The organism is Shewanella pneumatophori (assembly GCF_023283895.1).
Lineage (GTDB): Bacteria > Pseudomonadota > Gammaproteobacteria > Enterobacterales > Shewanellaceae > Shewanella > Shewanella pneumatophori.
Genome location: NZ_JAKILB010000002.1, coordinates 158,043 through 180,121, shown reverse-complemented (window position 1 = coordinate 180,121; position 22,079 = coordinate 158,043). Strand labels below are relative to the sequence as shown.

Annotated in this window: 19 protein-coding genes; 11 read left to right on the top strand and 8 right to left on the bottom strand. The window is 42.5% G+C overall.

Annotated features, from left to right (window positions below; genetic code table 11):
- Positions 1 to 6: 6 nt before the first annotated feature.
- The 5 genes from L2740_RS03820 to L2740_RS03800 all read left to right on the top strand — a co-directional run bounded on the left by L2740_RS03820 (position 7) and on the right by L2740_RS03800 (position 5,322).
- Positions 7 to 582 carry a hypothetical protein gene (locus L2740_RS03820; RefSeq protein WP_248948802.1) on the top strand — a complete coding sequence of 192 codons (576 nt, stop codon included), beginning with the start codon at positions 7 to 9 and terminating at the stop codon, positions 580 to 582.
- Positions 583 to 822: 240 nt separating this feature from the next.
- On the top strand, positions 823 to 1,209 hold the full coding sequence (locus L2740_RS03815; protein ID WP_420833503.1) for a DUF2541 family protein: 387 nt from the start codon (positions 823 to 825) through the stop codon (positions 1,207 to 1,209).
- 192 nt (positions 1,210 to 1,401) lie between these two features.
- Positions 1,402 to 1,944 (top strand): hypothetical protein, encoded by a 543-nt coding sequence (locus tag L2740_RS03810; RefSeq protein WP_248948799.1) that lies wholly within the window; start codon positions 1,402 to 1,404, stop codon positions 1,942 to 1,944.
- A gap of 419 nt (positions 1,945 to 2,363) precedes the next feature.
- Positions 2,364 to 4,589 carry a TonB-dependent siderophore receptor gene (locus L2740_RS03805; RefSeq protein WP_248948797.1) on the top strand — a complete coding sequence of 742 codons (2,226 nt, stop codon included), beginning with the start codon at positions 2,364 to 2,366 and terminating at the stop codon, positions 4,587 to 4,589.
- A gap of 61 nt (positions 4,590 to 4,650) precedes the next feature.
- Positions 4,651 to 5,322 (top strand): Fe2+-dependent dioxygenase, encoded by a 672-nt coding sequence (locus tag L2740_RS03800; RefSeq protein WP_248948795.1) that lies wholly within the window; start codon positions 4,651 to 4,653, stop codon positions 5,320 to 5,322.
- A 34-nt stretch (positions 5,323 to 5,356) separates the two neighbouring features.
- Here the strand turns inward: L2740_RS03800 and L2740_RS03795 are convergent, their stop codons facing one another.
- Positions 5,357 to 5,875: a hypothetical protein gene (locus tag L2740_RS03795; RefSeq protein WP_248948794.1), complete on the bottom strand. Its 519-nt coding sequence runs from the start codon at positions 5,873 to 5,875 to the stop codon at positions 5,357 to 5,359.
- Between the two features lie 170 nt (positions 5,876 to 6,045).
- On the opposite strand from L2740_RS03795, the gene L2740_RS03790 reads away from it, so the two are divergent.
- Entirely contained in the window at positions 6,046 to 6,333 is a 288-nt protein-coding gene (locus L2740_RS03790; protein ID WP_248948792.1) for a DUF6482 family protein, read from the top strand.
- A gap of 37 nt (positions 6,334 to 6,370) precedes the next feature.
- On the opposite strand, the gene L2740_RS03785 is transcribed toward L2740_RS03790, so the two are convergent.
- The gene (locus L2740_RS03785; protein WP_248948791.1) at positions 6,371 to 7,156 is read right to left on the bottom strand and encodes an AraC family transcriptional regulator; all 786 of its coding nucleotides are present in this window, start codon (positions 7,154 to 7,156) and stop codon (positions 6,371 to 6,373) included.
- A 99-nt stretch (positions 7,157 to 7,255) separates the two neighbouring features.
- Here L2740_RS03785 and L2740_RS03780 point away from each other — a divergent pair, with 99 nt between their 5' ends.
- On the top strand, positions 7,256 to 8,506 hold the full coding sequence (locus L2740_RS03780; RefSeq protein WP_248948789.1) for an MFS transporter: 1,251 nt from the start codon (positions 7,256 to 7,258) through the stop codon (positions 8,504 to 8,506).
- 58 nt (positions 8,507 to 8,564) lie between these two features.
- On the opposite strand, the gene L2740_RS03775 is transcribed toward L2740_RS03780, so the two are convergent.
- Entirely contained in the window at positions 8,565 to 10,628 is a 2,064-nt protein-coding gene (locus L2740_RS03775; RefSeq protein WP_248948788.1) for a TonB-dependent receptor, read from the bottom strand.
- A gap of 141 nt (positions 10,629 to 10,769) precedes the next feature.
- On the opposite strand from L2740_RS03775, the gene L2740_RS03770 reads away from it, so the two are divergent.
- The 3 genes from L2740_RS03770 to L2740_RS03760 are packed head-to-tail and all read left to right on the top strand — an operon-like array spanning position 10,770 to position 12,936.
- Entirely contained in the window at positions 10,770 to 11,036 is a 267-nt protein-coding gene (locus L2740_RS03770; protein ID WP_248948786.1) for a hypothetical protein, read from the top strand.
- Positions 11,036 to 11,332: a hypothetical protein gene (locus L2740_RS03765; protein WP_248948784.1), complete on the top strand. Its 297-nt coding sequence runs from the start codon at positions 11,036 to 11,038 to the stop codon at positions 11,330 to 11,332. Before L2740_RS03770 ends, L2740_RS03765 begins: the two co-directional genes overlap by 1 nt.
- Complete coding sequence (locus L2740_RS03760; RefSeq protein ID WP_248948783.1) at positions 11,329 to 12,936, top strand: PepSY-associated TM helix domain-containing protein; 1,608 nt, start codon at positions 11,329 to 11,331, stop codon at positions 12,934 to 12,936. The genes L2740_RS03765 and L2740_RS03760 overlap by 4 nt, the downstream gene beginning before the upstream one ends.
- Before the next feature lie 22 nt (positions 12,937 to 12,958).
- On the opposite strand, the gene L2740_RS03755 is transcribed toward L2740_RS03760, so the two are convergent.
- Positions 12,959 to 14,026 (bottom strand): DUF2955 domain-containing protein, encoded by a 1,068-nt coding sequence (locus L2740_RS03755; protein ID WP_248948781.1) that lies wholly within the window; start codon positions 14,024 to 14,026, stop codon positions 12,959 to 12,961.
- Between the two features lie 45 nt (positions 14,027 to 14,071).
- Positions 14,072 to 15,139 carry an HlyD family secretion protein gene (locus L2740_RS03750; protein ID WP_248948780.1) on the bottom strand — a complete coding sequence of 356 codons (1,068 nt, stop codon included), beginning with the start codon at positions 15,137 to 15,139 and terminating at the stop codon, positions 14,072 to 14,074.
- A gap of 100 nt (positions 15,140 to 15,239) precedes the next feature.
- On the opposite strand from L2740_RS03750, the gene L2740_RS03745 reads away from it, so the two are divergent.
- Positions 15,240 to 16,115 carry a LysR family transcriptional regulator gene (locus L2740_RS03745; protein WP_248948778.1) on the top strand — a complete coding sequence of 292 codons (876 nt, stop codon included), beginning with the start codon at positions 15,240 to 15,242 and terminating at the stop codon, positions 16,113 to 16,115.
- Positions 16,116 to 16,219: 104 nt separating this feature from the next.
- On the opposite strand, the gene L2740_RS03740 is transcribed toward L2740_RS03745, so the two are convergent.
- From L2740_RS03740 to L2740_RS03730, 3 genes are all read right to left on the bottom strand, one after another.
- Entirely contained in the window at positions 16,220 to 19,057 is a 2,838-nt protein-coding gene (locus L2740_RS03740) for a TonB-dependent receptor domain-containing protein (RefSeq protein WP_248948777.1), read from the bottom strand.
- Positions 19,058 to 19,378: 321 nt separating this feature from the next.
- Entirely contained in the window at positions 19,379 to 20,761 is a 1,383-nt protein-coding gene (locus L2740_RS03735; protein ID WP_248948775.1) for a Na+/H+ antiporter NhaC family protein, read from the bottom strand.
- 364 nt (positions 20,762 to 21,125) lie between these two features.
- Positions 21,126 to 22,067 (bottom strand): hypothetical protein, encoded by a 942-nt coding sequence (locus L2740_RS03730; protein WP_248948773.1) that lies wholly within the window; start codon positions 22,065 to 22,067, stop codon positions 21,126 to 21,128.
- Positions 22,068 to 22,079 lie beyond the last annotated feature (12 nt).

The following is a 22,079-nucleotide window of genomic DNA, read 5'->3' as shown; positions in this document are numbered from 1 at the left end:
TACACGATGAATAAGACGATTTTATCAGCAGCATTAATGACACTATTAGTGACTGGTTGCGCAAGCCAAGATGCTAACGTTGAACAAGCACAATTAAACACAACAAACAATATTCCTGCATGGGTGATGAACCCTGCATCGGCAAATGGTTTTTCAGCATCTAACTGCGTCAAAAGTTCTGGAAACTTTGCCATTGACCGTAACCATGCAATATCACTTTCACGTACAACTTTAGCGCAAAATATGGAGCTAAAAGCCAGCGTGTTAGAGAAAACATTCCAAAAGTTAGATGACTCTGCGGGCTTAGTAACAGCAGGCTCTTCATTTGAGCAAATAGCCAAACAAGTAACCAGTGTTTCTCTACAAAAGAGTCAGGTAGAACAAGTCGCCGTAATAAAGATTAATAATATTGATCAAGTTTGCGCCTTAGTTACTGTTCCTAAAACCATCACATCGGCGTTATTTAATGAGTCTGTCGGTCAAAATTCCAATATTGCCCCCACTGACAAAGCAACACTCTATAAAGAGTTTATCAGTCAAAAAACAACTAAAGAATTAGAAAGTCAGCTCAAGACCCTTTAAACGATCAAACCTGTATTTTTAACATCATGGCTAACTCGTAAACATATCCGTTGCTCATCAACTTAACATGCTGCCGGTTAGCCAAACCTCAAGGTTTTCAGCCTAGCATTTAAACAATAAGACTCTTCAACCAGTCTCTCATTAATAATTGCTAGCAAGATCAAAATTCGCTCAAGATAAGCTAGCGCTAAAGCAAACAAAGCACTAATTTAGCCGCCCTTTTTAATCACTTATGAATATATGAATATGAAAACCTTTATCGCTGGTCTTATGATGGCTGCCAGCATGCTAGCTATCAGCAATACAGCTATGGCTGATGAGCAAATTACTTTAGGTCGCACTATCTTATTAGGCAGCGGCGATCACGGCGCAAAAATCCCATTGCTTATTTGCCGTAAAACAGATGCTATCCGCGTAAAAGCCGAGCGTGATCTAAATTTAGAAAAAATCAAAGTGACCTTTAACAATGGTCAAACTAAGACTATTCACTTCTACCGTGACCTAAAGAAAAACAAATACACCGACTGGCGTAAATTCGCTTACCCACGCTGTGTTAAAAAGCTTGAAGTATTTGGTAACTCTGACGGTTCAAAAGCTGGCGTAAAAGTACTAGGTCGCAAGAAGTAACTTCTTAATAATTATCTGTAAAAACAGATCGTAAAAAGTAGACTTTACTACTATTGACGGTCTGTTTATCAGTTGTTATTTTGTCCGGCAAACCTAAGTGGCTGTAGCTTTTTGAGAGCAATTATCTGTAGTTTGCTTTTGATATATACAGCTACTTAAAAGGATTAAAGCTTTGACTTAATGGATTAAACTATGAAAAAGATTGTTCTTTGTGCCCTAGCACTTAGCCTTTGCGCCTGTAAAAGTACTGACATTAGAAATATCACTAGCTCAGTTGCCGATATTGCCGCCATAGGTGCATCAACCACGACTTCTTCTAGCGATGGTTCATTCAGTACTAACTCGTCTACCCCTGAGTACAGCCATAAGCAACAGCAATACTCAACCGCGTCTGAAAATATCTATATTACAAATTCTGATAGAACAAAACGAAATTATGGTGCTATCCGCTCAATTGAGTCAGAAAAAAACCCTAAAGGCATGACCATGGTGCGCTTTCTTTCATACCAACAAGACAGTGGCGCCCCCATGAAAAGCAGCAGCTATTTGTATGCAATTGATAGCAATGGCTGGACATCACAAAAATCTGTTTCAGCTCATTATGCTAAAACAATAATGATTAATAGTGGTCAATATTATCTGAAAGCAAGATCCAGCCAAGGTGAATTCTATACTACTGGCACATTGACTTTGCTACCTGGAGTGACTAACGTCGTTACCATCGACCTTCAGTAGGTAAAAGCCGTAAAGTAAACTCTTATTAGCTTATTACATCAACGATTAGCTAAACAAAAAACCTCCAAATGGAGGTTTTTATGTATTCGCAATCCTTGTCTAGCTTTGTTACTTCCTTTTTATTAAAGAGACCGCCTGTAGCTTAAACCTACAAAGTTACTTCTTACCTACCGTCAATTACTATTTACTACTATTTCTTAGCTAAAGTAACAAGCTCTCTACGACAAAAGTCAAACGGACTACGACTTTCTCCTTATAAACAAAAGCATTAAATACAAATAATTAGCTATATAACCCACATATTATGTAAACAATGTGTAAAGCAAACTTATTTGATTGACGCAGTTATTGCTAATAATTATCATTCGCACCCCAACAAAAGGTTAACAAATATTTCATAATTAAAGAGTTTAAAAACCATGCCCCTACCCAAAGCCAACAAACAACATTTACTTCATAGTGCACTCGTTTCTTCATTGCTGATCTCCGCTCCCACTTTCGCCACTGAGCAAGCACCTGTTAGCGAAAAAGCTGCAGCTAATGACAATATCGAACGAATTAAGGTTCATGGTCAGCGTGCCAATAAAATGAATCGCCAAGATCAAACCGTTACTAAGATGGATGTTGATCTAAAAGATGTTGGTCGCTCGGTCACCATTCTCGATGCTAAAGATCTTGAGCTACGCGCTATTGAAGATGTAAAACAGGCATTCAACTATGTTGCCGGTTTTAGAGGTAATGGCCCAGCAGATCGTACCTATAATGCTCGCGGTGTCAGCACAAAAATCGATACGGTTATGGTCGATGGTATGCGCTCTTTACAAGGTGGTGAAGGCGGTACAGGTTCGCGCTTACCAACTACATTTAATGCCGAGAGTGTCACCTTCTTGCGCGGTCCAGAAGCCTTACTTTACGGCGCAGGCGTAGGTGGCGGTATCATTAATATCATTACCAAAAAGCCGCAAGAGTTTAATGAAACCACCATTGGCGTTAGAAATAAAAGCTATTTGTCTGACGACACGGGTTATTTTGAGCGTAACGACACTAGCTTTAACTTAGACACTACAGGTGCTATCGCCGACAACAGCGATTACTTGTATCGCTTACTCGCCAAATACACCCCATCAGGCGATCACTTCCAAGAGCGCCGCGAGCAAACTGAAACCTTAGCCGATCTCGCTTTTACTTGGGTTGCCAGCGACAATACTCGCATTACACCACGATTTGAATATGCCGACCGCCAACTAACTGGTGGCAGTGGCTACGCAGATGGTGTATTTACCAGTAACTATTTTAGCGGTGATCTGAGCGAATATGGTGAGCCGATGAACCGCGGCCAATACTATGGTAGTGAAAAAGATAACGGTGACAACAACTCACAGAGCTTTAGTTTAAAAGTTGATCATGCGTTTAGCTCAGAATGGGCGCTTGCTGGCCAATATCGTTATAACAAAACCAAATCTAACGCACTCGATTTGTACATTTCTGATAGTTCAGGACTAGACAATGAAATCGGTGATGAGTTTATCGATCGTAAGTGGGTTTATAGCGCAGGTAACGATAGCTACCATTTATTTGATATCAGCCTACAAGGTCGCTCACAGCTATTCGGTATGGAACACCACGTGCTGCTTGGTTACAACTACCGTGATATGAAAGTTAACTTTGCGCGTAACTTCCAAAAGAATGATGACGCGCTAGGTAAAAACATCATTTCAGTTGCTAACCCTGAGAACCAGTTAGTTGGTGAAATTCCATCAAGCCTATTTGACGTAAACGCCAGAGATAAAAATCAAACCGATACCAATATCTACTTTAAAGATCGTATCAAGCTTACCGATAGCACAACCTTTGTCGCAGGCCTTGGCTATATCGCTCAAGAACAAACTGAGGAGCGCGGTGGCGAAACCTATAACAAGAAATATGACGATATGATCTGGGATCTTGGTGTTGTCCAAGCCATCACTAAAGATATCAACCTATTCGCCACAATGAGCCGAGCGTACGAACCCGTTAGCGCTCGTTACATCAGCCAGTATGGTATAGATGGCACTGAGTATTTACCGGTTGAAGGCTTTAACTATGAAGTCGGTGCTAAAGCAGATTTACTCAACGGTGACTTTACCGCTGCACTAACCTTGTTCAGTCTAGAAAGAGAGAATAGTACCGAGTTCGTTAGAGTTGACGACCAATGGCAACTACTTCAAAACACGGGTAAAAGCTTCGAGTCACAAGGTGTTGAAATAGATTCAACCTACTTCCTTAACGACCATTACGACGTCACCTTAAGTTATGCTTACACTGATGCGCACAACACTATTGGTGAATTTAAAGACGTACAAGTTAACAACACACCAAAACACGCTGCTGCGTTATGGAATAACTTTAACGTTAACGACATGCTGTCATTTAGCTTAGGTATTCGCTACGAGTCAGACAAAACTGATGGTAATGACCGACAGTTCACTTTACCAAGCTATGTTGAGTTTGATGTAGGCGCTTACTACACACTCGATAAATGGCGCTTTGCCATGGTGCTTAATAACGCACTGGATAAAAACCGTGTAGAGGCTGGTGCAAACTGGGTGACTGTACAACCTAATACGCCACGCGCATTAAACCTTAGCGTCAATTACACCTTCTAACAGTAATTGAGTCCTCACAATCACAAGCCCATCATTTGATGGGCTTTATTGGGTAAACTTTATGATCCAAGTTATTAAAAATGTATTGAGTGCAGAGCAAGTCAGTCGCTTGAAACATACTATCGCTCAAGGAGAGTTTTATTGTGGTAAGCAAACTGCAGGTTGGCATGCTCAAGGGGTAAAACACAATCTGCAATGGCAAGCTGCTGCAGAAGTGAACGAGCAATTGCAGCTAAATTTATTGGAGCAACTCACCCAACACCCACAATTTAGTGCACTAACCTATGCCAAAAAAATGATGCCATTTATTGTCAGCTGCTCAACTGACAATGGAGGCTATGGCAATCATATTGATGACGCACTTATGCATGGCGAGCAGATGGTCAGAACTGATATATCTTGCACTATTTTTCTTAATGAACCTGAAGATTATGAGGGCGGAGAGCTAGTTATGAGTCTTGGAGGAGTAGAATTGCCCTACAAGCTTAGTGCTGGTGATGCGATAGTTTACCCGAGCACCACATTACACAGAGTAAACCCTGTATCACAAGGTCAACGCCTTGCTGCCCTGACTTGGATTGAAAGCTTTGTTTCAGGCTGCGAGCAAAGAGAAATGCTATATGATCTCGACTGCGCCAGAAAAGCCATTATGCAGCAGCACGGAAAAAATCAAGAGTTCGATTTGATCACTAAAACCCATGCAAACCTGCTGCGCCGCTGGTCAACAACCTAGTTCAACAGACGCATAAAGCTGCATGGGAATTTGCTTATTTTTGCTGGCACTCGCTCAGCAACTGTTGGAAATGCGCACCTAAATCTTGACTAGCAAACTCCTCGCTAGCCGTTGCCATTTGCTCAATGTGCGCCAAACCTTTTTCGATACCTTGGTCAGCAATAATTTGTTTCGCGTAAGCCGCTGCATCAGCGCCTTTTTGCAATAAGCTCGACATATTCTCTAAGCTAAAATCTTGCTCCATTAGCCCTTCAAGCTCACTCATTAACTCAGCTACTTTAGCCGATTCAACTAATGCACCTTCAACATTGACCAGCTCACCTAACGGATCCATTTCTAGTTTGCCAGCCACACAAGCAGCAACACTGCCAGCATCGGCGCCTTTGGCTACCGCTTCAATACCTTGACTGCGGATCTGCTCAATAACTTGCTGCAATTGTTCATCTTTAGCCAGCCAAGCTTGCTCTAATTGCTGCTTTTCATCGCCACCAAAATAACCACACCCACTTAGACTAAGCGCCACAACGGCAGGAACAACTGTCTTAAACTGCATATTTATACTCCAAAAATCAAAGGCTAATAAGCCATTACCGCCAGTATACCTAGATATTTTCCTAGCGACTTTTAAACTTAATTAATCTTCGTTGGCGAAAACAATTAGCGCATTTTTTGAACTATTTATTAGCGATGGGCGTAGTGCATCAAAACGACAAGGAGCAGAGTATGAATAGTCCTCAGATTACGAAGTCTTTAGTACCTTCAAACGCCCAGCCAAAAATCATTGGTGTAGCAGATGCTACCCATTATTTAGTTGGTAGTGTGGATGGCAATAACAATTTCATCGAACTCAACGAAGAGTCGAGTATTCAGTGTGTATCGTCACTCGCTCAAGCTAAACAATTACTACGAAGTCATCAGTACCAAACCGCTGAACTTGAGTATCAAACGGCCTATGATGAGATGTGTGGTTTACCCTACAGCGGTAGCTACAAAGAAACCATTAGGCTTTAATAAAACGATATAGACAGCCGTTAGCAGTCAAATTTAACTAGTCTTTCTGCTTCATGTACTGTTTGGGTGATTTACCCAAGGTCTTTTTGAAAAATGTAATAAAGGCGCTAACGGACTCATAACCAAGATCATCTGCAATTCGTTGAACTGACTCACCAATCGCCAGCCTTTGCAGGGCTAAAACAAGATGTAGTTGGCTGCGCCAACGTCCAAATGTCAGCCCAATCTCGTTCTTAACCAATCTAGATAGTGTACGTTCACTCATGGCAAACTCACCAGCCCACTGCCCTACAGTCCGCCTATCTTCTGGCGCTGACAACAAGCGATTGGCAATCGCTTTTAGTCTAGGCTCTGTTGGAAGCGGGAAATCAAAATGCTCCCTTGGCATTATTCGCAATTGGTCGATCAATACATCAACCAGCTTATCGGTAACACTATTTTTTGGGTAATCTTGCTCAAGCGTAGTGAGGTGAGCAATTAACTCTCTAAGTAGCGGTGAAATTGATAAAGTGCAGCTAGAATCAGGCATTTCATGAATAGCGGGATCGACAAATAACATGCACACATTGGCATCTTTGGAGACTAAATTACTATGAGGTACCTGACTTGGGATCCATACCGCGCAGTTTGGCGGAACAATCCAGATTGCATTCGCAATCTTACACTTTACGTAACCACTAAGCGCAAACACCAATTGACACTTGTGATGCTGATGAACGGGCGTTTCAGCATACTCCTCTTCAGCAACTAAACGAGCAGCAACCACTGCTTGTGGGTAATCATCAGAGTCAAAGGTGTGTGATGATGGTTCTTTGCGTTTCATTGATTGACCGTTTTTAGCAACAATAAGTCACTATAGCTCAATACTGCAAGTAATTAGAAGCGTAAGCTAGCACACTTTCTTATTACGGAGGTGACGATTATGTCGTTTTTGCATTCTTCTCGCATAGTCAACAAAGCACTGTTAGTGCTTGGCATATTATTAATCGCTATCAGCTTACGTAGCCCTATTACCGGTGTGGGACCACTACTTGATGCCATAAGAGCTGAACTGCACCTCTCGGCTACACAGGCGGGAATGCTAACAACCTTGCCGTTATTGGCTTTTGCATTTTTCTCACCTGTAGCGTCAAAGTTAGGCGGAAAATTAGGCCTCGAGCAAGCATTAATGCTGTCTTTACTATTTGTCGCAAGTGGACTGTGCGTGCGTTCATTTGGCTCTTCTAGCACATTGTTTCTTGGTACCATTATTATTGGTGCCGGCATTGCCTTTGCAAATGTGCTGTTGCCTAGCCTAATTAAACGCGACTTCCCAACCCAAATTACCACCATCACCTCAATATATGTGTTAATGATGGGGGCAGGTTCTGCTATAAGCGCCAGCTTAGCTATCCCACTAACAGGATTTGCTGAACGCTTGTCGATTAATGTGATCCCTAGTTGGGCCGTTGCACTTGCAAGCCTAGTCGTATTTCCTATTATAGCGATGCTAGTATGGCTACCACAGTTAAAAAATCATACCGCACCAAGCAAAGACACTCTGCAACTGGAAAGCCATAGTTACCTTTGGCGAAACTGCAGCGCATGGCAAATAACGCTCTTTTTAGCTCTGAATTCGTTCCTCATGTATATATTTATCAGCTGGCTGCCAACGATTTTGCTCGACAAGGGCTACAGTCATCATCAGGCAGGCGTTATTCATGGTGTACTACAGCTATTTACTGCCGTTCCCGCTTTAGTGCTTATTCCATTTATGGAGAGAATTAAAGATAAACGTTTACTTAGCTTAGCTCTGACTCTGATGGCGTTTGTCGGCATCATAGGGCTGTTGCTGATACCATCTCAAGCTATGATCTGGGGAATGTTGTTTGGCTTTGGGGCTGGCGGCGGTTTTATTGTTGCACTTGCTTTAATTAGTCTACGCACCTCAAGTGCCTATCAGGCAGCAACATTATCGGGGATGGCACAGTTCTTAGGCTATCTGGTTGCAGCGACAGGCCCAATGATAATGGGAGAGATTCATGAGCAAACTGGTAGCTGGCAATTACCTTTAATGATTTGCGCTGTATGCAGCTTATTCTGGGGTGGTTTTGCCTGGCTCGCGGCAAAAGACGAGGTCATTACCTCAGGCAGAAAACCGCTATCGTTAACGGCATCTGAAAGTCTCTTGTAAATTTTTGAGCAATAAAAAAGGAAGCCGAGGCTTCCTTTTTCTTACTACAAATTAGCGATCAAAAACTGTACATCACTGACACACCGATATTGCGAGGGTCAACAATTGCTGCGTAACCATGATCATAACCACGCCCCGGCGGCTCATTAACTGTCAGTGCTTTTTCATCGAACAGGTTGTTTACAAAGGCACTTATACGCCATTGGTCGGTTTGATAATCAATATTTAAACGGCTTATGATGTAATCTCCTGCAACTCGCTCTGGGGTATTGGCAATATCTGCAAAATACTCATCAACATAATTGCCTGATACACCGAAGGTGATTTCATCATTAAACCAATATTTTAATCCTAAATTGGCGGTAAAATTAGGCGCAGAGTTTAACTCGTTGCCAATAATGTCACCATAACTTGGATCGGCTTGTTTGATTTCAGACTCTAACCAACCCGCTCCAGATACCAATTGCCAATCACTGCCCAACATGGCAATAAATTCTAGCTCTAAACCATAGGTAACGGCTTTATCGATGTTAGTGATCCGACGTAAGCTGTTTGAAGCTTGGTAACCGTCATAGTCGTTATAAAACAAGTTAGCATTCAAGCTGATATTGCTATTATCAAAGCTACTACGCGAACTAAGTTCATAGGTATCAACCGACTCTTCATCGTAATAGTAGTAATCACCACCACCCGGCGTCAGTGCTAATGCACCACCACCAGCGTTATAGCCTTGGCGACCACTTAAGGCTAACGTTGTGCTATCACTTAAACCGTATTGCAGCACAAGTTTAGGTAAAGCAACGGTTTTGGCTTTATCTAAGATCTCATCAACGCTACTGCCGCGAAACTGCATAGCAAAGTTGCGAGTTTGTTCGTCGCGCATAACACGACCACCAGCGGTTAACCACCATTTATCAGCCAGTGCAAACGTCAACTCACCGTAAATAGATGATGAAGTGCTGCTGTCGTCACCACCATAACTAAAACCGCCGACACTGCTAAAGTCTTGTTCCCGCTTGTAATAAGCAAGGCCAACGAAACCATTGAAATCTCTATCATTTAATCCAAAGCTGTACTTACCATCAACCGTGTAGCTTTTATCATTCATTGCCACGGTAGCTTCGTCTGTGGCAATAGGCTCGTAAGAATCAAAACCCCAATCGTAATCCATATAAGCGACAAGCAGATCTAATGCTTGGCCCTCGCTAAGCTGGTAATCAAAGTTGACTGAGTGGGTATTTGATTTAGTTTTAATATAACGCTGAAAAATTGGCTCATAAGCCCAAGGGTCGTCACCTTTAAAGTAGTTACGCCCAGAGTCACCTTGTTCATCGTTATATGCAAAGCTGTATTGAATGCTGAAATCTTCAAGACCTGCCGGCTGCCACAGTAGCTTGCCGCGCCAACGATTGGTGTTCAGTTCGTTTTGATCAAAAGTCTTTGGATTAGTATCGTACACTTCACCTTTGTTATAAGTGTTGCCAGTAACATTTTGCCCTGTAATACGAAAAGCCAGTTGCTCCTCCAGAATCGGGCCCGACAACATCACTGCGCTATCTACAAAGCTATCTTGATCGCGGTAACCTATACGAGCAGCACCTTGCCAATCAAAGGTCGGGTCGGCGGTTTTGATAAACACGGTACCACCAATGCTATTGCGGCCATTAATGGTTGACTGCGGGCCGCGAAATACTTCAATCTGCTCAATATCCCAAAGCCCTGTATCACCAGTAAGGTCAGCAACAAAAGGCTCAGCGACGCCATCAACTAAGGTCGAAACACGCGCTTTAGCACCACCTGTAAAAGAGTTAAAACCTGTCGCACTACCATTACCCGTTACGCCGCGGACATCTGGAACCGCACCAGTGGTGACCACAATATTCGGCACTTCTGACAATGCAGCAGAAACAGACTGATATTGGCCACTATCTAAGGTCTCTTTATCAATAACCGCAACTGATGAAGTGGTATCTTTTAAGCTACGCTCAACCTTTTCACCATATACAGTAATCACTTCAATCCCTGAATCAGGCACCATATTGTCAGCATAAGCTGGCGCAAAAATTGGACTACATAAGATAGCTGTGACGACAAGATTTCTTTTAAACACCCTTAATTCCATGGGTTACCTCTGGTTACAGTTAGTATCAATTTGTTGCGGCAGTAATTTACAGTAAATGATAATAACTCGCAATTGCGAACAATTCACATTTACATTACCATTTACAAAAATCTGAAATATTGATCACAAGAGAGGAAACAAATGGAAGGGTTTCAACTGGCCGCACTCATTCTGACGGCGATTGGTAGTGGGTTGATTTATGCCACCAGTAAGCATCAACGCTTGCTGCGTAAACCACAACCTAAAGTGCTCGCTTGGCTAGGCGCTTGTCTGTTGTTATTTGCACTATTAAGTTGGTGGCAACTACTTACTCCCACAGCGGCAATCTTTACTTGGTTATTTACAGCCGTGACTTTGTTAATCGCTCTGCCGCTTTCTACTTTGTTTGATAGTCGAGAAGAGTGCTAATGCCAAGTGTTCAGCAACACAAGATTCAGCCTCATTGGTGGCGTAAAAGCTTTGTAGCTATCTTTTTAGGCTTAAGCTTTGCTTATGGTAGCGTCGCCCTGTTTGCATGGTTCGGCCCAGGTGGTATCGATGCCCCTGTAAAAGTGCAGTTCAATATGTGGATGATCAGTCTGATCTGGTTACCCATTTTGGCAGGTGTATTTCTCTTTCGCAGTGCGAAAACCGCCTTTATAACGTTATTAGGTGCTAATGCACTGGTTTATTCAATTTTTGCTTGTTTGTGGTGGTTACAATGAAAATTCGCTCAGATGTATTGCGAACTTACCAATCGATTCATACTTGGACAGGGATCACCACAGGACTGCTATTATTCATCGCCTTTTTTGCCGGTGCACTCACCATGTTCAAGCCGCAAATTGAACAATGGGCGACGCCACCTCACACTCAGCTAAGTCCAATTGCGATACAAGACTACGATCAATTGATCGCCAAAGCCGTTAATCAATACGACAAAGCTGCTGATGGCTTTAAGGTAAATTTTGCTGCGGATTTATCGCCACTCACTTGGTACGAAAAAGGCGGAGGGCGTGGCTTTAGACTCGATGATAGCTTACGCCATGCAACATTAGATGATGATGGCAATATTACGACTCAACTAAGTACTAGCAATGAGTTAGGCGAGCTTATCGATCAGCTACATCGCACAGCAGCGATCCCCGGCAAGCTTGGTCATGAAGATATTGGCGTGTTGATTTTAGGACTAGCGGCGCTACTTTACTTTATTGCTTTGGTATCGGGAGTCATTGTATTACTACCAACATTAGTTAAAAGCTTATTTGCGTTACGACAGCATAAAGGTGCCAACCGCTTTTGGTTAGACAGCCACAACCTTGTGGGTGTGGTTAGCTTGCCGTTTCACCTCATTATAGCTTGGACTGTGGTCGTGTTTGCTTTTCACGACCCTTTTTATGGTGGGCTGCAGCAAGTTTATGGTGAGCAAACCATGTTTGAGCCAAGAGCCAAGTCAGACATAGAATACTCCGTCGCTCAGTTACCTTCGATTAATGAGCATATCGAACGGATTAATCAGCTAGCGAGTGATTACCAAATTAAGAGCATGGAATACACTAAATTATCGAGTACCGCTCCCTCCCTCGCTGTCGAAGTTGTTGCCAATGATCGCATGATGCGTGGTGGCTATAGCGATTATATTTATCTTAACCCTTATACCTATAAAGTAGAATTTAGCACCGTTCATCAAGCAACTGATGGCCTATATGGCGATATCGTGAATAGCTTTTTTGCGCTGCACTTTGGTAATTATGGCGGCGGATTTACTCGCTGGATTTACTTTAGCCTTGGTTTACTAGGGGCATTTTTATTTTACAGTGGCAACCTACTTTGGCTTGAAAAGCGGCGCCAAAAACAGCCCCTACAGAAACGTTCTGTGCGCTTTATGTCATCACTCACCATTGGCATTTGTTTGGGCTCTATGCTTGGGGTGAGTAGCGCGATGCTTGCGACTAAGTGGTTGTATTTGTTCAACGAGCAGATTAATCAACACTATTTAAGCTGTTATTACCTGATTTTCTTTGCCGCGCTTATTTATAGCTTTGCACGGGGGGCTGCTGTTGCAGCAATTCACTTACTCAAACTGCTGGCACTGAGCTGCCTATTAATCCCAATAAGCTCGCTATTAACCCTGTGGGTTCCGGGATTAACATCTTGGGCACCTGCTGACTTTAATGGCGGATTAATTGAGCTAATGGCTTTACTGTTTGCAGGGCTCTTTTACCTCGCAGCAATCAAAGCTCAGCGCCGCACGGCACTGGGGGAGCCCAATAGTATTTGGGCTATTGAACCTAAAGTAAGCAGCAAGCTCATGGTTAATGAGATCTAATTTATCTTAAGGTATTAGCCGCTTATCGTGTTACCGAACTAGCGGCTAATGGCTTATACCTGATCACCCGTACTAAAAAGTGGTGCACCAGCCATATCATTAGTGAAGTCACCACCACAGCGACAACAATAGAACTAAAGCGATAGCAGATAGAGAAAAAGGCATCTTGTTGCTCAGGCACAAAACTACTGGTTAATGGCACCGTGAGTGCAGACATTGCCGAAAAGCCAATTCCCGCTTTTATCCCCCCCATCGCCAGCCAACGACAAAAAATCGCCGCAGCAATAGCAAAGCCCAACAAAAACAAAATCATATTGTTCGCTAGGCTATATAAAGTCAGCTGTAATATCATCCCAGCTAAACAGCCTAGAAAAGTGCCTAGTATTCTAATTCTTGCCACTGCCATAGAGCCGATAAACGTCATTGGCGCTAACACTATCAATATTGAAGCTTGCGCTGATAGCGAGTCATTTAGATCGGCTACCTGAAACAAAATAAATGCCGCCATGGCGACTATCCAACCAAGCGCAGCTTGCCTGACCATGCCTAAATGATCTTTACGCTGATTGTCATTATGGGTTTGCGCTTGATTTTGGTTTGCTAAATTCGACAAAGGCTGAATGTTGCAAGGCTCAGGAAATAGGTAAAATGCCAGTGCGACAATTGGCCCAGTTAACAGCGCCGATGCCACCAGCCCCATCACAAAGTCTTCTAAATCAAAGCCCTGATAACTGCCATAGTTGAGCAGAATTGAGCCCATCAGTAATCCAATATAACCAAAAAGATAACTGCTTTTATGGGTCATAGCGATGCACTTACACAACAGCAAAATCGCCACCACTAGCGTCATTAACAAGGGGAATGGCTGAAAAAAACCTATAATGAAGGTCACTTGAATACAGACCCAAATAACAGCAATCACTAACTGTGCTATTAAACCGCTATTCCACCTATCAATTTGAGTTAACACAAACATAGGCAGCAATGCGGCAAACATGCCATTTGACCAGCCAAACACTAAAGTGACCGCGAGCCCGAAAACAGTACCAAACCAGATCCGCTTAGTCTTTAATAAGGTTTCTTGCTGCACAACAACCTCCTTCTCCAACTAAAATCATTAGATTAAGCAATGGATTTAATAGATATAGTGCAGCAGGCTAACAAGATGAATTTGCACTTTAGCAAGCAAGCCCCATAGCCCGTTTTCACTTGGGTATAGCACCACTGTCGCGCGCGATCCGACAAATAGTGGCTTAGGTAACGCATGCTCGCTAGCAAGATTAATTCTGACTCGCTGAGCATCTCTGACCCAACGATTATTGACCTCTACCTGAGTCAATTGCCCATTTGGGCTTTGCTGCGCCGCCGCTACACCAAAGTCTCGACTTTGCACATTAAAAGCAAATACTTCCCCAGGAAAAGCATCAAATACCACTAGTCCGTTTGACTGTTTATTGATCTTAGCCACCGCCTTTTCTCGAAAATCAGCCGCAACCCACAACGAATCAGTAGGAATGAAAGTCAGTAGAGGCATGTTAGCGTTGGCTGTGCTGCCAACTTCAAGCTGCAGGTTAGTCACCACGCCATCACTTGGCGCAAACACTTGTGTATGAGCAAGATCCAGCTTGGCCTGCTTGAGTGCATTTTGCGCCGAAAGAACGCCGTTACTTTGTCCCGGCGCGCGACCAAGTTGCACCTTAAGTGCTAGCAGTTCTTGCTTAGCCGCATCGAGGCTTGAACGTGAGGCATTATTGTCGGCTAAGGCATTATCCAACATAGAAACAGACACCAACTGCCGCTTAGCTAACTGACTAATACGTAAGTACTCGCTATTGGCATTATCAAACGCCGCTTTACTGGTTGCCACATTGGCTTTTGCTGCAGAGACTTTTGCGTACATGGCCTGCTCTTGCTCAAAAGCTTGTTCCAGAGTGAGCTGTGCTTTCTCCACTGCTAGCTGGTATTTCTGCTTGTCGATGCTAAAGAGCTTATCGCCCTTACTGACCTGTTGATTATTATCAACCTGCACGGCAACAACCGTGCCTGTGACCTCAGAAGCTAATTGAATGACATAGCCCTGCACTCTGCTTTCAGTGGTTAACGGCGCAAAACGATCTGCAATCACGATATAGCCGACCAAAATAACAAAAAGAAAAATGAGGCTTTGCATCCAACGACGAAAAGCATGTTCTGCGGTTTGCATGAATCAATCCAAGGTCAATCTGAGGGCTGTGTAGTATAGATATTACTAATTAGATTAAATAGAATGATAAATAGACCACTTGCAACCTATAGGTAGGACAATGAATATTAGTATGGATGACTTGCATCTATTTGTACTGACTGTGCAGCATGGCGGGATCAGTGCAGCAGCTAAACAGCAATCCCTACAACGTTCAAAAGTCAGCAGACGCTTACAAGAGCTAGAAAAGTCATTAGGTTGCCAGCTACTCATTCGCACCACTCGTAAGATAGAGCTCACTGAAAATGGCCGTTTACTGTATCAGCAAATCAATCAACCTTTAACGGGTGTCGCCCAAGCAGCCAAGTTACTGAGTAATCAACAAAAGTCGGTACAAGGCGTGTTAAGAGTGGCGGTACCTGCTGCACTTATTACCTCAAATATGTTCGCTCTCTTATTAGAAAAGTACCTTGAGCAATTTGCAGACGTACAGCTAGAGGTTCTGCATTGCCAAGAGAGCATTGATCTTAAGAGACAAAACGTCGATATTCAGATCTTACCCGATGGGGTAAAAGTGCAGAACGAGGACTATGTGCAGCAAACACTGCTGCGTTTTCCCAGCAGTTTAGTTGCCTCACAACAATACCTGCAAAGTCATCCAAATATCACAGAGCTTAGCGAGCTTACTCATCACCCACTGATGGTTAGCCGTTATAACCAGGCATCTCTACCTGATAACCTTACCCTGAGGTTATGTTCCGATGATCTACGCTTAATTCAGCACATGGCAACCACAGGCAAAGGTGTAGCCTTACTACCGACCATCTTAGTCAAAGATGCCCTTAAGTCTGGCGAGTTAAGCCAAGTCTTAGTCAATGGGCCATTACCTGAAATTAAACTGACACTGATCTACCCTTCTAAGCAGTTTTTACCAGAGAAAACTCGCGCGTTAATAACCTTACTCAGAGACTCTTTTACTGAGAACAATATTAGTTAATAGCTACTCTTAAAACCTAACTTATAAACAAAAAAGCCAGTAGCGATTGCTACTGGCTTTTATCATTCGACTCTTTTTTGCTAGTGAGTTATCGCTAACTCAAATTAAAGTCTGTAGTTTGCACCTAAGAAGAATGCACGACCTGTTGTATCGTAGTAACCGTCACCATCATATACATATGGGTTACGTGGCGGCTCTAGGTCAAATGCGTTCTTGATACCAAAGCGTAATGTAAAGTCATCAGTGAAGTCATATGATCCTGTGAAGTCCCAAACTGTGTGCGATGGAATATCGTTATAGTTGTTGTTCTCAGGCTTCCACTCATTATCAGCAACAGCTGAATGACGGTAGTTAGCGCGTGCTTCTAGATTTAGCGCGTCATACTGCCAGCCTAAGCTAAACATCGCTTTCCAACGTGGATCTTCATATTGACCAACTTCAACTTGTAAATCACTTTCAAATCCAGTTGGGTTAAACTCCCACTGCTCTAAGTACGTTGCGATTACATGAACACGGAAATCACCAAAGCTATCAGTTGGAATGTTGTACTGACTCTCGATATCTAAACCTTTAACGTCAAATGATGCTGAGTTCACAGGGCTTTGAACAAAGTCAACGATATCACCTGAAGTTGCATCACGAGTAAATAGGTCACAATAGATATTGTCTAGTGACTCTGAGTCATAACAATATTTAACAGCAGTACCAACTGTGATGTAGTTAATTGCATCTGAAATTTCAAATGCCCAGTAATCAACTGTAAGCGAGAAACCATCTAGGTAGCTAGGAGTGTAAACCGCACCAATGGTGTAATCGTTTGAGGTTTCAGCTTTAAGATCTGGGTTACCTGCGTTGTATCCAGGGTGGTTACTTAAGTACCAAGAATCGCTAGGGTTCCAACCTTCAGGTAAACCTGCAGCTTGACAGTTTTTCTTACGATTTCCATCGGGACCTAGCTCTACGTTAATTTTGTCACATACATCGGTAAAGCTAGCAAAAGTTTGCCCTTTAGGACTAAATAGCTCGCCAATATTAGGTGCACGTACTGATTTTGATTTAGTCGCACGTACACGTAGATCTTCAATTGGTGCCCAGTTCAAGCCAACTTTCCAAGCATCATCTTGACCAGCAGTGCTGTAATCCATCCAGCGATACGCTAAATCAAGACCTAGGTCGTGTGCTAGGAACATGTCAGATAGTAGCGGGATACTAAATTCAGCTGCAAACTCAGTTACATCATACTCACCGCGCATAGGGTTAGCAGTATTACCAAAAATAGTGCCATCAATTAGCTCTTGATCTGGATTTGTTTCAGACTCTTCTTTACGGTAATCAGCACTGAATGCAGCACTTACATAACCTGCAGGTAAGTCAAATAGTGCACCACTAACAACTAAGCCTGCACTAGTTTGTGTAGTCTTAGCTGTTTGGCCAGCACTTGTGCTAACCCAGTTAATCGCTTCTTGACTCGCCTGGTTTTCACCAAGAAGATTTAATGGTACACAACCTGCTGCACGTGCATCAGCATCACGACATACAATGTTTCCAGCATCATCGAAGATTGCATCTTTAGCTTGATCATAACGATCTGCCCAAATCTCACCTTTCCAAAGACTTGTTTCTTCTAACTGACCGCGTTGAGCGTGGAAAGAGTAATCCCAATCATCATTGATAACACCTTCAATACCAACAAGGAAACGCATAGTTTCACGATCTTGGTTATAGGTACGGTTACCAAACTCTCTATCAATACGGTAAAGGTTTAGCGCGCCCATTCCTGTATCAGCCATTAATTGCTTAGTTTCCTCAGGAAGGAAAGCATTATCAGCCATGATAGGGTTATAAGTGTGGAATACAGGCGTGCTTTCACCGTTTGACTGATAATCTACATAAGTAATTTCAGTGAAAATCTTATGATCATCGTTCAGCTCATAATCAGTATTTAAAGTAAATACCATACGCTCTAGCGGCGTACGAATAAAGCCATAATCTACTGGGTCGTAACCTTCACAGCTTGGACCACAGTAGTTACCATTGTTACCAGGACCTTCGATTAGACCTTCACCATAATCAAACTCTCTCATGGCACCATCGGGGCCGAAGGTATATTGTTTACCGTCCCCACCAAAGAAAGTACCCGCTTCATTAATCCAAGATAGAGGCTTGCGACCTTCATAAGGAATACGTGTTGGTGCACCTTCAGAAGTATCAGGGTTGTAGATACTGCCTACAGGATTATCTAGAAAGTCTCGGTCTGTTGGACGTAATTCTTTTTGCTCAGCATAAGTAAAGTTAAATACTGTTGATAACTTATCATCTAAAAAGTTACCGCCTGCTGTAATAGAGAACTGGCTTTCTTCACCACCACTTTGCTCAGGCTGCGTATAAGATGCGTCAAGTTCAACACCTTGCACATCTGTACGAGTAATAATGTTAATTACACCCGCAATAGCATCAGACCCGTATACTGCTGATGCACCACCAGTAATGACTTCCATACGAGCAACCATTGCAGTTGGAATCGTATTCAAATCGACCGCAGAGTCACCATTTGAACCGGCAACAAAGCGACGACCATTTACTAGTACTAGAGTTCGATCAGAACCTAAACCACGTAAGTCAGTTTTGTTCAAACCACTTGCAAAAATCGTATTATTTGATGTTTCTGGTGAAATACCAACAGTTGACGATGGAAGCTTGTTAAGAATATCAGCTACGTTAGTGATACCCATATCCATCATTTGCGCGCCTGTAATTACTGTTACAGGTGTAGGTGATAACTCACCAATACGCTTAATTTTAGAACCTGTTACTTCGATTCTTTCAAAGCCTTCGTTTTCTTGCTCTTCAGCGTAAACCCCTGTACTTGTCATTAATGCTGCACCGGTAGTTGCTAACAAAGCAACTCTAACAGCTCTAGATAAACTACTTATGCACGTCATAATTATCATTCCCTTTGTTGATTTAGAACTCAATTTCTTTTGATTGAGTTTCTATTTTTATCCAGCTTTACCAGCCAAATACAGCAATGAAATTACAACTTTATTACTACAGCGTCAACATTTAGTATTAATTTACAACAAATTTAAAACATATCTCTCAAGGCAAACTAGATGGTTATGTTTTGAATAATGCTTAGGTTAGCATTCGTAATTCAACGTCAACATAAGCAAAGCTTTAAGTAAACTTTAGTTACGTCAAAAAAAAGACCGCACTGATATTAGTGCGGTCTTTTAAAGCCATAAGATATTTTAAATACAGCATTAAGCCAAAACTAAGAAACCAACAAATGTCATACCCGCTGCAATCAGTGCATAAGGCAACTGAGTGACGGCGTGGCTAACTAAGTTACACCCTGAGCCCTGAGCAGCTAACACTGTGGAGTCGGAGTAGAAACAGGCCTGACTACCAAATGATGATGCCGACAATAACGCGCCAATAACTAATGGGATATTGGCATCAACAGATTGCGCCAACGGCATCACAATCGGAATAGAAACCGCAAAAATACCCCAACTCGAACCCGTTGCGAATGCCAAAATAGACATGCTTAAGAACACAACTGCTGGTAGCAATTGCGGCGTCATAAACGGACTCAAGCTCTCAATCACATATTGAGGTAGCATTAATTTGTCGCACACATCTTTAAAAATAAACGCAGCGATAACAGTACCAATAGCAGGCAACATGCTCTTAAAGCCGTCAATCATCTGATCCATCATTTCTGATAGTGGCATCAGTTTTTGCAAACCATAGTACGGCAATGTAATTGCTAACGTTGCAATCAAACCTTTTAGCACATCAATATCGAAGTACACAGTAAAGCCGACTAACAATAAAATTGGCACAAAGAAGTTATGTAACTTACCGCCGTTATCAGCTTGCTTGAACTCATCTTCAATTGCTTTAAGTGCGTATTCATCTGAAGTTTGTACTTCATCTAAATCCATTTGCTTAATTGCTGGCTTACCTTCAGCCGCAGCAATTTGCGCTTTTTTCATTGGTCCGAATGCCGGCACTATGCCAAAAATAACCAGCAATACCATAGCAACGGCAAGCCATGCATAAAGCATATAAGGGATCGCTTGCATATAAACAGCAATGCCTTGGCCTTGTCCCGCAATGCCGTTATCTACCAATAAACCACCAAAGAATACCGCCCAAGTAGATAAAGGCACTAATACACACACAGGTGCAGCAGTTGAGTCGACCACATAAGCAAGCATCTCACGAGAAACTTTGAATTTATCAGTTACTCGCTTCATGGTTGAGCCAACGGTTAACGCGTTTAAGTAGTCATCAATAAAGATGATTGCGCCCAAGATAAAGGTCATAAATAGTGATGACTTTTGGCCGTTGGCAAACTTTAGCGCATAGCGACCAAATGCCATTGAACCACCAGTACGTACGAGGAGTGCGATTAACGCACCAAAACCACCACATACTAAAATCAACCAACCGATAGTTTCATCGGTCATCACAGATAAAGAGGTATCAGCAAAATTGGTCAGTAAGTTTTCAGGCTCATACATGGCCAAACCAACTAACGCACCGATAATCAAAGAGAGGATTGGGCGGCGTAGCAAAATTGCTAACACCAAAACCACCACTGGTGGAATAAGACTTAATGCTGTCGGTTCAGACATGCGTTAACGTCCTTATAAATAAAGTGCCAAAATGGCAATTAATCACCAAACTCGCGCAATTATTTGCGAAGTTTAATTGCTGCTCTACCGTTGAGATACCTGCCGATACCTTGAATTTTACGGGCTATTTTTAGCGCCCTAGTAAAAACATCGCGCAGAAAATAATCCCCATTTGCCCCTGAGTCAATAATAAATATCCCTTAAGGTTGAATTTTTATAAGACCTAAGCAAACGAAACAGCCAAAACACTGAAAATATTTAAATAAATTTAATTTTATTTGATCAAAAATTATAGGCCATTCTGAGTAAAGTTCACCAAAATCACCGTCTATTTGTATGGTTATCAATCAACAGCAAAACTAACCTATTCGTTGTCTTCCACTTTAGAAATAAACATACGATTTAGGTCTTTATTCCACAATTGAATAATTTTGCGGTTTTTGGCTTTATTCCAAAAACACTTACCGAGCAAAATAATACCTGCTCCTTCAAAATCTCGTCGCTCAGTTAACCCAAAACGCCGCTTTAATTGCTCAGCAAAACCATCAATTGGAATGCCTACATCTTTACTGTCAGCCGGATTAAGCCAAAGGGCGTCTTTATCTGTGTGAGAGATTGTTCCCCAATACATTCTAGGAGCACCTTTTTCTGTTGGCTCTGCATCAGCAAAATTGACGAATAGATTTTTAGCTCGCCAGCGATACTTACTGTCTGTATACACCCACAAATCCGATGTGGCCAACTCACTGCCACGCATCAAGCTACTTAAAATTTTCTCGAGCCCAGTATTAGCAACACGCTTTTCGCTCGTCAGCGGTTGTGAATCAACGTCAATTTCTATGGCCCCCTTGTTCGGTATCATTCCAGCTGCAGATATTGCGGTTTCAAGCTCGGTTTTAGCATCTGCTTTGGGAGCAATTACTGGTTCGGGCTTGTTTTTGACCTCAGGTTTACTGTTGACGAGTGCTTGTTTATTGCGAGGCTTTAGGCGTGAAGCTCGGCTAAAATCAATCATCATTGCATCGCTATCAACAATAAGCTGATTAACTTCAATTGCATGTAACCCTTCACGCGCTTTAGCTGCTGATGGTTTAAATTCAATGCAGTCAGCTTGGTGATAGCGAGAACCAAAACAGGCAGCTTTTCCATCTTTAGAAGCTTTACGGTAATAAGCCTTACCCTGACATGCAGGACAGACTAGCGCTTGACGAAAGCGCTCGATATCAATTTCACTGAGCTTTTGAAATTTAAAAACTGAGTAAGTCTTAGGGTTCAATTCATCGAATAAGCATATCGCATCAAGCATGATAACTGCCTC

Bases quoted from the DNA above. Each gene is read 5' to 3' on its own strand.
- L2740_RS03815 (WP_420833503.1), top strand. From the start codon at position 823: ATGAATATGAAAACCTTTATCGCTGGTCTTATGATGGCTGCCAGCATG.
- L2740_RS03775 (WP_248948788.1), bottom strand. From the start codon at position 10,628: ATGGAATTAAGGGTGTTTAAAAGAAATCTTGTCGTCACAGCTATCTTA.
- L2740_RS03765 (WP_248948784.1), top strand. From the start codon at position 11,036: ATGCCAAGTGTTCAGCAACACAAGATTCAGCCTCATTGGTGGCGTAAA.
- L2740_RS03760 (WP_248948783.1), top strand. From the start codon at position 11,329: ATGAAAATTCGCTCAGATGTATTGCGAACTTACCAATCGATTCATACT.
- L2740_RS03810 (WP_248948799.1), top strand. From the start codon at position 1,402: ATGAAAAAGATTGTTCTTTGTGCCCTAGCACTTAGCCTTTGCGCCTGT.
- L2740_RS03735 (WP_248948775.1), bottom strand. From the start codon at position 20,761: ATGTCTGAACCGACAGCATTAAGTCTTATTCCACCAGTGGTGGTTTTG.
- L2740_RS03745 (WP_248948778.1), top strand. From the start codon at position 15,240: ATGAATATTAGTATGGATGACTTGCATCTATTTGTACTGACTGTGCAG.
- L2740_RS03785 (WP_248948791.1), bottom strand. From the start codon at position 7,156: ATGAAACGCAAAGAACCATCATCACACACCTTTGACTCTGATGATTAC.
- L2740_RS03750 (WP_248948780.1), bottom strand. From the start codon at position 15,139: ATGCAAACCGCAGAACATGCTTTTCGTCGTTGGATGCAAAGCCTCATT.
- L2740_RS03795 (WP_248948794.1), bottom strand. From the start codon at position 5,875: ATGCAGTTTAAGACAGTTGTTCCTGCCGTTGTGGCGCTTAGTCTAAGT.
- L2740_RS03770 (WP_248948786.1), top strand. From the start codon at position 10,770: ATGGAAGGGTTTCAACTGGCCGCACTCATTCTGACGGCGATTGGTAGT.
- L2740_RS03730 (WP_248948773.1), bottom strand. From the start codon at position 22,067: ATGCTTGATGCGATATGCTTATTCGATGAATTGAACCCTAAGACTTAC.
- L2740_RS03740 (WP_248948777.1), bottom strand. From the start codon at position 19,057: ATGACGTGCATAAGTAGTTTATCTAGAGCTGTTAGAGTTGCTTTGTTA.
- L2740_RS03820 (WP_248948802.1), top strand. From the start codon at position 7: ATGAATAAGACGATTTTATCAGCAGCATTAATGACACTATTAGTGACT.
- L2740_RS03805 (WP_248948797.1), top strand. From the start codon at position 2,364: ATGCCCCTACCCAAAGCCAACAAACAACATTTACTTCATAGTGCACTC.
- L2740_RS03790 (WP_248948792.1), top strand. From the start codon at position 6,046: ATGAATAGTCCTCAGATTACGAAGTCTTTAGTACCTTCAAACGCCCAG.
- L2740_RS03780 (WP_248948789.1), top strand. From the start codon at position 7,256: ATGTCGTTTTTGCATTCTTCTCGCATAGTCAACAAAGCACTGTTAGTG.
- L2740_RS03800 (WP_248948795.1), top strand. From the start codon at position 4,651: ATGATCCAAGTTATTAAAAATGTATTGAGTGCAGAGCAAGTCAGTCGC.